The organism is Rummeliibacillus sp. NPDC094406, assembly GCF_044763875.1.
Taxonomy (GTDB): Bacteria; Bacillota; Bacilli; order Bacillales_A; family Planococcaceae; genus Rummeliibacillus.
Genome location: NZ_JBIWGZ010000003.1, coordinates 419,930 through 432,028, shown reverse-complemented (window position 1 = coordinate 432,028; position 12,099 = coordinate 419,930). Strand labels below are relative to the sequence as shown.

Genomic DNA, 12,099 nt, shown 5'->3' with positions numbered 1-12,099 from the left:
ATTTTTCAGTTATAAAAAAACTCTCACCAGTTATCACAGGTGAGAGACGATGTTCTAGTAGGTTAGCCTTCAAGTTTATCTTTTAAATCCCATTTAATATGGAATTTAACTTGTGATTGTTTTGGTTTCGTTTCTTCATAACACTCAGTTAGGAAACCACAGCATTTTTGTTGGTGCTGAGCTAAAAAGCCCGCTTCTAAGCGAAAGCATCGCTGATCAAATTTAAGTACTTCAGGATCACCAGTTAAACTACAAAAAGCTTCACTTGCAGAAACTTTTTCGATGGTTAAATCACCCCAGCCAGCTTCTTTAAAGAAAGGTATTGCTTCTTCGAATTCAAATAGTGGAAATTTACGTGCTAACTCCTTACCGCACCAATATAATATATCTTCTTCATTTTTTCCTAATATAGAAGAAAGTACGTGATCTCGAATTAATTCATAACCGAATTGAGTAATTTCATTTTTTTGTTGAGTGGACATGAAAATCCTTCTTTCATAATATTTTTGTCTAAATTATGTCCAGAAAAGAAGTAATGGATTTAAAGGAGAAAATATGTATCTTTTCGAGAATAATAGAGGTTAGGACAACTTCAAGAAATAGTCTCTGTCACCTTGACGCTATTGAGGGATGAGAGTACAATAAACTTGTCATAATATTGTACCATTATGAAGCAAGCAGTCAATAGATGCTAAGTTACAAAAGCATGGCAAAAAATTGACACACTTGTTTCCAAGTACTTAGGGGGGTAACAGTCTTGTCGAAAGATCGAGAGTTTTATTGGCGTCGTCTGCATTCTCTTCTTGGAATTATTCCAGTAGGGTTGTTCGTGACGCAACACTTGTTAATCAACTTCCAAGCAACACACGGTGCAGAATCATTTAACAAAGCAAGTGAATTTATGGGAAATCTACCATTTTTATGGTTCCTTGAATGGTTCGTAATTTACATTCCTTTAATGTTCCATGCATTTTATGGTGTGTACATTGCATTTACTGCTCAACCAAATACACAACGTTTTGGCACATTCCGTAACTGGATGTTCGTTTTACAACGTTTCACTGGTGTATTCCTTGTAATTTTCCTTGCATGGCATATTTTCCAAACACGTATCCAAAAGGCACTTGGTACAGAAGTTGACTATGACATGATGGTTCAAGTTTTATCAAACCCAATCATGGTTGCATTCTATGCATTAGGTATTATTTCAGCTACTTTCCATTTGGCTAACGGTATTTGGTCATTCTTAGTAAGCTGGGGAATCACACAATCTCCAAAATCTCAAAAAGTTGCAACTTACATCACTATGATTTTCTTTGTAGTGTTATCTGTAATCGGTATTGGCGCTCTACTTGCATTTATTTAATAAGTCTTGAATAGACTTTGTAAGCGCTTGATTACAAATTGAACGAGGAGTGAGAAAAAAACATGGCTAAAAGCAAATTGATAGTCGTTGGTGGCGGTTTAGCTGGCTTAATGGCTACTATGAAAGCTGCTGAAATGGGCACAGAAGTAGAATTATTCTCATTAGTTCCGGTAAAACGCTCACACTCTGTATGTGCGCAAGGCGGAATTAACGGTGCCGTAAATACAAAAGGTGAAGGGGATTCTCCATGGATCCACTTTGACGATACAGTTTATGGTGGGGATTTCTTAGCAAACCAACCACCAGTTAAAGCAATGTGTGATGCTGCACCTGGTATCATTCATTTATTTGACCGTATGGGTGTTATGTTCAACCGTACACCAGAAGGTCTACTTGATTTCCGTCGTTTCGGTGGTACTCAACATCACCGTACAGCATTCGCTGGTGCGACTACTGGTCAACAACTTCTATACGCTCTTGACGAACAAGTACGTCGTTGGGAAGTTGAAGGATTAGTTACAAAATACGAAGGCTGGGAATTCCTAGGCTTAGTTCTTGATGATGAAGGCGTATGTAAAGGTATTAAAGCACAAGACCTTACAACTCACGAAATCAGAGCATTCCGTTCTGACGCTGTAATCATGGCTAGTGGTGGTCCTGGTATTATCTTCGGTAAATCTACAAACTCAATGATCAACACTGGTTCTGCTGCATCAATCGTGTACCAACAAGGTGCTAAATATGCAAATGGTGAAATGATTCAAATTCACCCAACAGCAATCCCTGGCGATGACAAATTACGTTTAATGTCAGAATCTGCTCGTGGTGAAGGTGGCCGTATCTGGACATATAAAGACGGTAAACCTTGGTACTTCTTAGAAGAAAAGTATCCTGCATATGGTAACTTAGTACCTCGTGATATTGCTACACGTGAAATCTTTGATGTATGTATTAATCAAAAATTAGGTGTCAACGGCGAAAACGTTGTGTACTTGGACCTTTCTCATAAAGATCCACACGAACTTGACGTTAAACTTGGTGGTATTATTGAAATCTACCAAAAATTCGTTGGTGATGATCCTCATAAAGTACCAATGAAAATCTTCCCAGCGGTTCACTACTCAATGGGTGGTCTATGGGTTGACTACGATCAACATACTTCAATTCCTGGTGTATTTGCTGCTGGTGAATGTGATTACTCTCAACATGGTGGTAACCGTCTTGGAGCAAACTCATTACTTTCAGCTATTTACGGTGGTTCTATAGCAGGTCCTAAAGCTATTGAATACATTCATGGTTTAGACAAGCATGTTGAAGATCTTCCATCTTCTATTTACGATAATGCTGTTAAAGAAGAACAAGGTAAATGGGATGAAGTTTTACGCTTAGATGGTACTGAAAATGCATATTTACTTCACAAAGAACTTGGTGAAGTTATGACTAACAATGTTACTGTTGTTCGTTACAATGATAGACTTGAACAAACTCTTGTGAAATTACAAGAATTAAAAGAACGTTGGAACAATATTAATATTAACGATACATCTAAATGGTCAAACCAAGGTGTTCAATTCACTCGTCAATTGAAAAACATGCTTGCTTTAGCAAATGTTATTACTAAAGGTGCTTTACTTCGTGATGAATCTCGTGGAGCTCACTATAAACCAGACTTCCCAGAACGTAACGATGAAAAATTCCTTAAAACTACAATTGCTGAATTTACACCTTCATTTGATCCTAAAATTAGCTACGAAGAAGTTGATATTTCACTTATCAAACCTCGTAAACGTGACTATTCGAAAGGAGCTCACTAATTATGGGAAACGAAGCGCAAAAATATGTTGAAGTTGAAATTCAACGTCAAGATGATGCGAACTCTAACCCTTATTGGGAAAAATTCAGAGTTCCATATCGTCCAAACATGAACGTAATTTCTGTACTGATGGCAGTTCGTGAAAATCCAGTAACTGTAGAAGGTAAAAATACTACACCAGTTGCATGGGACATGAACTGTTTAGAAGAAGTTTGTGGTGCATGTTCAATGGTAATCAATGGTCGTCCTCGTCAATCATGTTCATCATTAGTTGATCAATTGACTCAACCATTGAAAATTCAACCAATGAGTACTTTCCCTGTTATTCGTGACTTACAAATCGATCGTAGCCGCATGTTTGACTCATTGAAAAAAGTTAAAGCATGGGTTCCAATCGATGGTTCTTACGATTTAGGTGAAGGTCCACGTATGCCAGAACGCAAACGTGAATGGGCTTATGAGTTATCTAAATGTATGACTTGTGGTGTATGTTTAGAATCTTGTCCGAATGTAAACAGTCATTCAGACTTCATCGGACCAGCTCCACTTTCTCAAGTACGTCTATTTAACTCACACCCAACAGGTGCTATGAACAAAGACGAACGCTTAAACGCAATTATGGGTGAAGGCGGTCTTGCAAACTGTGGTAACTCACAAAACTGTGTAGCTGCTTGTCCAAAAGGTATTCCTTTGACAACTTCTATCGCATCATTAAACCGTGCTACATCAGTTCAAATGTTCAAGAACTTCTTTGGTTCTGACCACATGGTTGACTAGTAATCTGTATAATATGAAACTCCGTACTATTTTGGTACGGAGTTTTTTGTTTGTTTTTTTTTGTCTTTCTTTGGTTTTATTGGCTAGTGACAATAAAGTTGTTTAAATCTTATTTAACTTTCGTAAGCAGGTTTGTGGTAGAAGGATATCATAATATTTCTCCGAATTTATTAGTATTGGTCTTATTAAATTATATGGAGGAAAAAAGTGAATCTAGGTAATCCAATTTCAAAGGGTAATACTGCAGAGATATATCGATTTGATAATAAAATTGTAAAACTATTAAAGGAATATTTACCATACACAGAATCTTTATACGAAGCAAAGAAACAGGAGTTTGCTTATTCTTGTGGACTAGATGTTCCGAAAATACATGAAATTACAGAATTTAATGGGAGACAAGCAATAGTAATGGAATATATAAAAGGACAGACAGTAGGAGAGCTTATATTAAATAACATGGAATTAGCTGAGCGATATTTCAATATTTTTGCCAATGCACAAATGAACATGCATAATATCGTTGTTGAGTCAGGTTTACTTGAATCAATGTCCGAAAAATTAAAACGTCAAATTATCTCTGGAAGAATTTTAAATGAATTTCAAAAGAGTGAAATATTAAAAAGATTAGATTCGATGAATTTCGAATCGAGACTATGCCACGGGGATTACCATCCTTTTAATTTGATTTTGAATAATGATAAAGTGACAATTATTGATTGGGTTGATTCCAGTGCAGGTGATATTCGAGCAGATGTATATCGATCATATTTATTGATTTCACAATCATCACTTGAGTTAGCTGAGCTATATTTAGGCGCTTATTGCCAAAAATCTAAGCTTTCACGAGAGGAAGTTTTTCAATGGGCTCCAATTATTGTTGGTGCAAGGTTATCAGAAAATGTATCATCTGAAAACATAGGTCGCTTAAAGAAAATAATAAATGAATATGTTTACTAATGAACTTAAAAAAATGTGCTCCTTGAAATAATATAGTTAAACAATGAAGGGTGTTTGCTCGGTAAGAATTAAACAACTATAAGAAGCCACTCCGGCGCCTACTTCTGAGGTTAAATAGGCGGTTGTAGCTGATGGCATTTAGTATCCAGTTTCTGTTATAATTAAAATGAATGACTATTCATTTTAAAGTAAAGGGGAAATCGGGATGCAAAAAAATTATATAAACAATTTTGAAGAGTGGAAGCAAGAATTTTCTTTTTATGTACCAATTCAAGTGAGATTTTCTGAAACGGATATGTTTGGACATTTGAATAATACAGTACCTTTAATTTATTTTGAACAGGCAAGAACTGAATTTTTCAATAATTTGGGGTTAATGCAAAAATGGGTAGAAAGTGGAACAAATGACATTCCAGTAGTCGCTGACATACAATGTGATTATGTGAAGCAAGTTTTCTTTGAAGAAAAGTTAAAAGTGTATGTTAAAATTTCTACCATTGGTAACTCTTCGATTGATCTGCACTATTTAGGGGTAAATGATCGAGATGAAGTATGCTTTACGGGTAGAGGTACGGTTGTTCTAATGAACTCTAAAACAGGTAAATCAGTGCCTTGGGATGCAGAACAATTAAAACAAGTATAAATTGAGTTATTTAGGAACATAAATCTCTAAAAGAGATAGGGCAAATGCCGTCACCGCAATCCGCCTCCTTACATACTTTACAGTGTGAGGGGATTGGAGGGGCGCACGTAAATGAGTCGTTTTCATCATTCAATTTTAACGAAAAGAGAACACGAAATATTTCTTTTATTAATGAAGGATTATACGACAAAGGAAATTGCTAAGGAGCTAGGTATAAGCGAAAAAACTGTTCGTAATCACATTTCGAATACTATTCAGAAATTGGGCGTATCTAGTCGCGCGCAAGCAATGCTCGAGTTAATCCGATTGGGGGAGTTTACTTTAGAGTAAAAAGTACACTTGCCATTTTTAAAAAAACACTTCACAATAGGAATAAGTAATCCTTTTGAGGAGTGGAGAAAGCTACATGTCAAACCAGGAGCATTTGAATAACACACACGATATTGAACAAATAGCATTTTTAGAAAAAGAGCTTCGTCATATTGCAGCTCTAATCAAACAAAAAGGCAGAGAAATTCTTAGTAATTATACAATTACACCACCGCAGTTCATCGCTCTACAATGGCTTCATGAGTTAGGGGACATGACAATTGGTGATCTTTCGAATAAAATGTATTTAGCGTTCAGTACGACAACAGATTTAGTTGATCGTATGGAAAGAAACGATTTGTTACAACGTATTCGAGATAATCAAGATCGTCGTGTCGTTCGTATCCATTTGCTTAAAGAAGGAGAACGCATTATTGAAGAAGTTATTGAACAACGCCAAAATTATTTGGCAGATATCGTAAAGGATTTCCAAAGCGAAGAAGTTCAAACTCTATCAATATTACTAAGCAAACTATACAAAGAAATGAACCAGGATAGAGGCGGTTAAAGTGAATGCTCCCATTGGAGTAATTGATTCAGGAGTCGGTGGGCTAACCGTTGTGAAGGAAATGCTTCGCTATTTACCAAATGAATCGATAACCTATTTAGGCGACACTGCTCGTTGCCCATATGGTCCCCGTTCTAAGGAACAGGTGATTCAATTTACTTGGCAAATAGTCGATCAACTAGCAAAAATGAATATTAAAATGCTCGTGATTGCTTGTAATACCATTACAGCTGTAGCTCTAGATGGGCTGCAAAAGCATTGTAAATTTCCTGTAGTAGGTGTTATCAATGCTGGTGCTCAAGCTGCCATAAAAGCAACGAAATCACATGATATTGCAGTAATTGCTACACAAGGAACAGTCAAAAGTGGTGCATATGAGAATGCACTTTATTCATTATATTCTTCTAGTAACGTAACAGCACTCGCATGCCCGAGATTAGTACCTCTAGTTGAGAGCGGTGAGTACGAAGGCAAGTTTGCTAAAAAACTAGTAGAAGAAACACTAGCACCTTTGAAAAACGAGAAGTTTGATACAATGATTTTAGGATGTACACATTACCCAATTATTCAAGGACTGATTGAAGAAGTAGTGGGCGATAAAGTTCATGTTGTCTCTTCTGCAGAGGAAACAGCGAAGCACGTGAAGGAAATTTTACAGTTCCAGAATATCTCTAGAACAGATCAAAATCCTCCCGAATACCTTTTTTACACATCAGGATCAGTGCCTATTTTTCAATCAATCGCAAGTAATTGGTTACCTTTAAATGAAGTGCATGCCAAACGAATAAAACTATAGTATTAAGCCCGAAATTTAATATTTCGGGCTTAGTTTTGTTTGTATAAAATGTTAAAATAGTAACTATAATTAGGAGGGGTTTTAAGTGAAACAAGTTGTAATCGCCACAAAAAACAAAGGAAAAGCAAAAGACTTCGAGGCTATTTTTGCACCACTAGGTTATGAAGTCTTAACATTATTTGATGTAGCACCTGATATGGATATTGAAGAAACAGGTACAACATTTGAAGAAAATGCAATATTGAAGGCTGAAGCCGTTGCAAATCGATTAAATGCATTTGTCATTGCTGATGATAGTGGACTTCAAATAGATGCATTAAACGGAGAACCAGGCGTGTATTCTGCAAGATATGCAGGAGATCACGATGATGAGGCGAATATTATTAAAGTATTAAAAAACTTAGAAGGTGTACCTGAAGAAAAACGTACAGCTCGCTTCTGCTGCTGCCTAGCTATTACTGGTCCAGCACATAAAACAGAAAGCGTGTTTGGTACATGCGAAGGTACCATTCTTACAGAAAAACATGGAGATAACGGTTTCGGATATGATCCGATTTTCTATGTACCATCAATGAAACGAACAATGGCTGAAATGACTGCTGAGGAAAAAGGCTCTATCTCTCACCGTGGGAATGCCATTCGCAAATTAGCAGAAGAATTACCATCTTGGTTTAAATAGGAGGTAATCCGTTGAAAATACTTGTAATGAGCGATACACATAGTGATGCAGCAGTTATAACCCGGGTAATGGAACAAAATCCAAGCGTAGATGCTATTTTTCATTGTGGAGACAGTGAACTTCCATTTACAGCATCTGAACTTCAAGGAATATATAAAGTAAGAGGAAACTGTGATCATGATGTCAACTTCCCAACTGAAGTAGTGGAGGAAATTGACGGCAAAAGAATTTTCATGACCCATGGCCACCTATTTAACGTAAAATCCAATTTAACAGCACTTTCCTATAGAGCAAGAGAAGTACAAGCAGATGTTGTGCTATTTGGACATTCTCATGTTCTAGGTGTAGAGCTAGTTGATGGGATATTATATGTCAATCCAGGAAGCCTCTTACTGCCAAGAGGTCGTAAAGAAAAAAGTTATGCAATCATTGAAAATATAGAGAATGGCTGGCATATTATTTTCTATACAGAAGAAAAAAATGTAATTGCAGAAAAAACTTTATTATATTGATAAAATAGTGTTGACATTTTTACCAATGGTGCTATAATAAATATTGTCCTACTGATATTACATCAGTAAGACATCCTGTCTCAGTAGCTCAGCTGGATAGAGCAACGGCCTTCTAAGCCGTCGGTCGGGGGTTCGAATCCCTCCTGGGACATAATAAATAGGGCGTTAAAGCCCGCTATATCAACGCCTCTTGGCGATTAAGGTATCGGTCAAAGTAACGGTCAAATTTCCGCAAACTTTCGACTTCCGGTCTTAATCGACAGGAGGTTTTTTTGTTGTCTAAAAAACGAAATGGCTTACGTGTATCGGCGGATTTAGCCGGAATATTTGCAGAAGAAAATAAACAGCCGAATCATCGCGAAAATTTTACAGTAGAAAAAGCGCTCGAAATAGTCGTTAGTCAAATGGAAGTAGCCGGATTAAGACCTCGGACCATTAGCGATTATGAAACGTATGTGACCGATTTCTCCAAAAAGACAGGCACGAAATATATGAAAGAATTTGATTCAGGCGCTATATACGAATGGCTGGCATCGATGAGCGTTAAGCCACAGACTAAATTAATCCGTTTAAAATGTTTGCGTGCTTTCCTAGAAAGGTGCTTCGATAACGGTTGGTTTATTGATCGCTTTTGGCGCCATATTTCTATTCGAGTTGATACGCCAATAAAAGAAGGGGCGACGGAAGAAGAAGTATTTGCGCTACTACGCATATTAGACTTATCTGACTTCGTGCAATTACGCGATGCAGCAGCAGTCTTGCTTATGTATGAAACTGGAATACGTTTAGCGACAGCTACAAATTTGCAAGAGCAACACGTTGACTTGGACGCAAAAGTATTGAGATTAGATGGTTCGATTATGAAGAATCGTAAATCGTTGATTTTGCCGTTTAGTGAGAGACTAGCTCAAATACTATACGCACTCATAGAGCAAAATCGAATCATCCGTAAAGAAAAGGGGACGCGAAACTATTTAATATTTATTACGCAACAAGGTACGAAGATAGCAACCTCGCAATCAAGTAATAACATCTCTAAACGCTTGAATCTTTATAAGCGGCGTTACGGCTTAGAACATATAAATCCGCATGCACTTCGTCGGGGCTTTGCGAAAGATATTTATAGCAAATCACATGGAGATATTGCGCTGGTTTCGAAAGCGTTAGGACATAGCGATTTTGGAGTTACTACACGCTATTTGCATTTAGATGAGGAAGAAGTTGCGGACAGGCTACGGGAATTTAGGTAAATAAAAAGACTTACGCTCACAACGTAAGTCCTTAGATACTCAATTAGCTTACACACCACATGAAAACTGAATATGAGTATTTTATATGCCTTCATTTTACTTTAAAAAAAGTAAAAATGCAAAGGCCTAGTTTCCTATTGTCTTTTTTAGGAGATATTCTTTCGAGGTAGCCCAATAACTCGAATCAAAACAAAAATGGTCAGTGCGGTCCGTCACAACGCAAACTACGGAATATATCGCTAGTCAATCCCGTTGCTTGTTTCGGGTTGCGATGAACGGGGAGTACGCCCAATTTAACGGTACGGAGGATTATCGGCTAGTTACGGCTAGGGTAATCGCACTCACGCGGATTTTATTATGACTACCGCGCACGCAGGACGATAATTGCGTGAGGGTTCGAAAGGTGAAAGCCTTCTACAAAACAAGCCGACTAGAAACCTCGTCAAGCACTATGACGCTGAATGATCGTGTAGTTACTTATTGTTGCTTGTTACGCTATGTAACTCGCGACAGTAGGTAACAACTTTGCGCCTATTTCCTGTCTGCGCAGCTATTCTGCTGAATGGTGGTTCGCTAGTCAAGCTTGAATCTAGTTCAATATTATGAAGTTATTTAGAGTTTATAGATTTCTAATAACGCATTATATAATTTTCTTAATCGAGTTTCATACTCACTAGTAAACATTAAAGGAAGGGAAAGATGTACTTCTGTGTTCCTATGAAACTTTCTCCATCTATCAACTTCATCTATTAGATTGTTATATTTTTTATTTCCTTCCGTTTGCTCTAAATTTTTCTTTAGTTTATTCAGACAGTGGAAAAATTCAACTGTATTAATCTCTCCCATGTGGGTGTATTTATATTTTTGAATAATTGATTCTAGCCAAGGATTTTGGGGAGCAATCACACCTGCAACTCCAAAGGGAGAATATTGTTTCACACTATAACTTTGCTCTTTAAAAATATCAATATTTCTTTTAATACAAACGGATTTAGTTAGTATTTCCAGCCCTACATTACTAATAATTTTAAACTTCTGCGGTATATTAAGCTCTTCCATGTCTTTTCCATGATTAAAAATCCCATTTTGTTCATCGTAAGCCCATAAATTTTCATCTATTACTAAATTGATAGCAAGCTTTTTTAAGTCTTCATGCCAAAAAGAAATATTTTGATTATATATTCCCATTTGTCTTCACTCCCTTAATTTATGCCCTTTTTTAAGTTAGATTTTTATGGTAAAGAGTATGTTTGAATTATTTTTTAGATCGAATTTCGAGTAACTCGTTAAGATCAGTGATCCCTAATTCATTTGCAATCATAGCGAGTGCTTCGCTTGGAATATTGCGTGTTTTATTATTTACCATCTCACTGATATTGCGTGGAGTGGTGCCAATACGTTCAGCTATTTCTTTCTGCTCTATGTCCATCGATTTTAAAACATCACCTAATTTTATGTGAATATAATAGTCAGCTTGTAAGTTTCTTGGCATTTTAAGCACCTCCGGTTTATTTATATTTATTTTATGTTATAAAAAATAATTCCGCAAATCAGAATTCTAACTGTTGACAATTCCGAAAATCAGAATTATAATTAAGTCACAAAGTAAGAAACGGTGATCACTTGTATATAGTGATTCCGAAAATCGGAATTATAGGAGGAATGAACATGCAAACAATCATAGCAGAAAATGTAGCAATTAATGTGACGAATATCATTCAAGGAGTCGACCTAATGGTCTATAAAAACGATGAGGCTGCGTTGTTAATAGGTGATTCATTGGTTGAATTTAAGTGGTCTAAGGACGCTGAGGTACTATTTGAGGAATTGGACGTATGCGAACCAATCGAACTTTTAGCAATATTAGCAACAACCATAAATTAAGATGAACTTTGCGGATGTACATGGCGCATCTTACGTGGGGAAGCGAAAAGAGATAAACGTGAGCTTATTTAAGATAAACGGGCGTCACTAGACGGATTCTAGTGGAGCAAACGGATGGCAATCGCCAGTCGTGCGGAGGATTATTGCAGTAATTCAAAGCGAAGTAGGTAGTCGATACGATGGTAAGTATCTAATTGATCGTTACGGCAATAACGAATCAAACGCAATTCAGTAGGCGCCAAACTGCTGATCCTATAATTACATGGCTGGAGGCACGAAAGACGCTGAAAGCTTTAAATAACGAGAATACACAAAGAAAAGCGAAGGCTTAGCGGCTGACGCTTTTTGTTTTGGATAAAAATTTGTGAAAAAGTGTGTTTGGCGAAGATTTATACGGTACTAGTAAGTGTAAGGCGAAAAAAGTTATCAAATTCTCTCTGTAATTTTTATAGAAAGTGTACGAAACGAAAAGTTATACGGTATTAGTAAGTGTAAGGCGATTAAAGGTAGAAAAAATTTACGAAAAGTTGTGCGAGGTGAAT

General features: G+C 36.8%; 15 protein-coding genes and 1 tRNA gene. 13 read left to right on the top strand and 3 right to left on the bottom strand.

Annotation, left to right across the window (positions count from 1 at the left end; all coding sequences use genetic code 11):
* Positions 1 to 62 precede the first annotated feature (62 nt).
* Complete coding sequence (locus ACIQ4I_RS10505) at positions 63 to 482, bottom strand: DUF2507 domain-containing protein (protein ID WP_403095929.1); 420 nt, start codon at positions 480 to 482, stop codon at positions 63 to 65.
* A 275-nt stretch (positions 483 to 757) separates the two neighbouring features.
* On the opposite strand from ACIQ4I_RS10505, the gene ACIQ4I_RS10500 reads away from it, so the two are divergent.
* From ACIQ4I_RS10500 to ACIQ4I_RS10445, 12 genes are all read left to right on the top strand, one after another.
* The gene (locus ACIQ4I_RS10500) at positions 758 to 1,366 is read left to right on the top strand and encodes a succinate dehydrogenase cytochrome b558 subunit (RefSeq protein ID WP_403095928.1); all 609 of its coding nucleotides are present in this window, start codon (positions 758 to 760) and stop codon (positions 1,364 to 1,366) included.
* 62 nt (positions 1,367 to 1,428) lie between these two features.
* Entirely contained in the window at positions 1,429 to 3,180 is a 1,752-nt protein-coding gene (gene sdhA, locus ACIQ4I_RS10495; RefSeq protein WP_403095927.1) for a succinate dehydrogenase flavoprotein subunit, read from the top strand.
* A 2-nt stretch (positions 3,181 to 3,182) separates the two neighbouring features.
* Entirely contained in the window at positions 3,183 to 3,956 is a 774-nt protein-coding gene (sdhB, locus tag ACIQ4I_RS10490) for a succinate dehydrogenase iron-sulfur subunit (RefSeq protein WP_403095926.1), read from the top strand.
* A 207-nt stretch (positions 3,957 to 4,163) separates the two neighbouring features.
* Positions 4,164 to 4,916, top strand: coding sequence for an aminoglycoside phosphotransferase family protein (locus ACIQ4I_RS10485; protein ID WP_403095925.1), 753 nt, complete (start codon positions 4,164 to 4,166; stop codon positions 4,914 to 4,916).
* 205 nt (positions 4,917 to 5,121) lie between these two features.
* Positions 5,122 to 5,559, top strand: a complete 438-nt coding sequence (locus ACIQ4I_RS10480) for an acyl-CoA thioesterase (RefSeq protein WP_403095924.1) — start codon at positions 5,122 to 5,124, stop codon at positions 5,557 to 5,559.
* Positions 5,560 to 5,670: 111 nt separating this feature from the next.
* Positions 5,671 to 5,889: a helix-turn-helix domain-containing protein gene (locus tag ACIQ4I_RS10475; protein ID WP_119415556.1), complete on the top strand. Its 219-nt coding sequence runs from the start codon at positions 5,671 to 5,673 to the stop codon at positions 5,887 to 5,889.
* 76 nt (positions 5,890 to 5,965) lie between these two features.
* The gene (locus tag ACIQ4I_RS10470) at positions 5,966 to 6,436 is read left to right on the top strand and encodes a MarR family winged helix-turn-helix transcriptional regulator (RefSeq protein WP_403095923.1); all 471 of its coding nucleotides are present in this window, start codon (positions 5,966 to 5,968) and stop codon (positions 6,434 to 6,436) included.
* A 1-nt stretch (position 6,437) separates the two neighbouring features.
* Positions 6,438 to 7,232 (top strand): glutamate racemase, encoded by a 795-nt coding sequence (gene racE, locus ACIQ4I_RS10465; RefSeq protein ID WP_403095922.1) that lies wholly within the window; start codon positions 6,438 to 6,440, stop codon positions 7,230 to 7,232.
* A gap of 85 nt (positions 7,233 to 7,317) precedes the next feature.
* On the top strand, positions 7,318 to 7,911 hold the full coding sequence (locus tag ACIQ4I_RS10460; protein WP_403095921.1) for an XTP/dITP diphosphatase: 594 nt from the start codon (positions 7,318 to 7,320) through the stop codon (positions 7,909 to 7,911).
* An 11-nt stretch (positions 7,912 to 7,922) separates the two neighbouring features.
* Positions 7,923 to 8,423, top strand: coding sequence for a metallophosphoesterase (locus ACIQ4I_RS10455; RefSeq protein ID WP_403095920.1), 501 nt, complete (start codon positions 7,923 to 7,925; stop codon positions 8,421 to 8,423).
* 77 nt (positions 8,424 to 8,500) lie between these two features.
* Positions 8,501 to 8,574 (top strand) — tRNA-Arg (locus tag ACIQ4I_RS10450).
* 124 nt (positions 8,575 to 8,698) lie between these two features.
* Positions 8,699 to 9,673: a tyrosine-type recombinase/integrase gene (locus tag ACIQ4I_RS10445; RefSeq protein WP_403095919.1), complete on the top strand. Its 975-nt coding sequence runs from the start codon at positions 8,699 to 8,701 to the stop codon at positions 9,671 to 9,673.
* A gap of 612 nt (positions 9,674 to 10,285) precedes the next feature.
* On the opposite strand, the gene ACIQ4I_RS10440 is transcribed toward ACIQ4I_RS10445, so the two are convergent.
* Positions 10,286 to 10,861, bottom strand: a complete 576-nt coding sequence (locus tag ACIQ4I_RS10440; RefSeq protein ID WP_403095918.1) for a hypothetical protein — start codon at positions 10,859 to 10,861, stop codon at positions 10,286 to 10,288.
* Between the two features lie 67 nt (positions 10,862 to 10,928).
* On the bottom strand, positions 10,929 to 11,165 hold the full coding sequence (locus tag ACIQ4I_RS10435) for a helix-turn-helix domain-containing protein (RefSeq protein ID WP_403095917.1): 237 nt from the start codon (positions 11,163 to 11,165) through the stop codon (positions 10,929 to 10,931).
* A 176-nt stretch (positions 11,166 to 11,341) separates the two neighbouring features.
* Between ACIQ4I_RS10435 and ACIQ4I_RS10430 the strand changes: the two genes are divergently transcribed.
* A complete protein-coding gene (locus tag ACIQ4I_RS10430; protein WP_403095916.1) occupies positions 11,342 to 11,557 on the top strand; it encodes a hypothetical protein in 216 nt (71 codons plus the stop codon).
* The last annotated feature ends 542 nt before the right edge of the window (positions 11,558 to 12,099 follow it).

Bases quoted from the DNA above. Each gene is read 5' to 3' on its own strand.
- ACIQ4I_RS10505 (WP_403095929.1), bottom strand. From the start codon at position 482: ATGTCCACTCAACAAAAAAATGAAATTACTCAATTCGGTTATGAATTA.
- ACIQ4I_RS10435 (WP_403095917.1), bottom strand. From the start codon at position 11,165: ATGCCAAGAAACTTACAAGCTGACTATTATATTCACATAAAATTAGGT.
- ACIQ4I_RS10430 (WP_403095916.1), top strand. From the start codon at position 11,342: ATGCAAACAATCATAGCAGAAAATGTAGCAATTAATGTGACGAATATC.
- ACIQ4I_RS10480 (WP_403095924.1), top strand. From the start codon at position 5,122: ATGCAAAAAAATTATATAAACAATTTTGAAGAGTGGAAGCAAGAATTT.
- sdhA (WP_403095927.1), top strand. From the start codon at position 1,429: ATGGCTAAAAGCAAATTGATAGTCGTTGGTGGCGGTTTAGCTGGCTTA.
- ACIQ4I_RS10440 (WP_403095918.1), bottom strand. From the start codon at position 10,861: ATGGGAATATATAATCAAAATATTTCTTTTTGGCATGAAGACTTAAAA.
- sdhB (WP_403095926.1), top strand. From the start codon at position 3,183: ATGGGAAACGAAGCGCAAAAATATGTTGAAGTTGAAATTCAACGTCAA.
- ACIQ4I_RS10475 (WP_119415556.1), top strand. From the start codon at position 5,671: ATGAGTCGTTTTCATCATTCAATTTTAACGAAAAGAGAACACGAAATA.
- ACIQ4I_RS10470 (WP_403095923.1), top strand. From the start codon at position 5,966: ATGTCAAACCAGGAGCATTTGAATAACACACACGATATTGAACAAATA.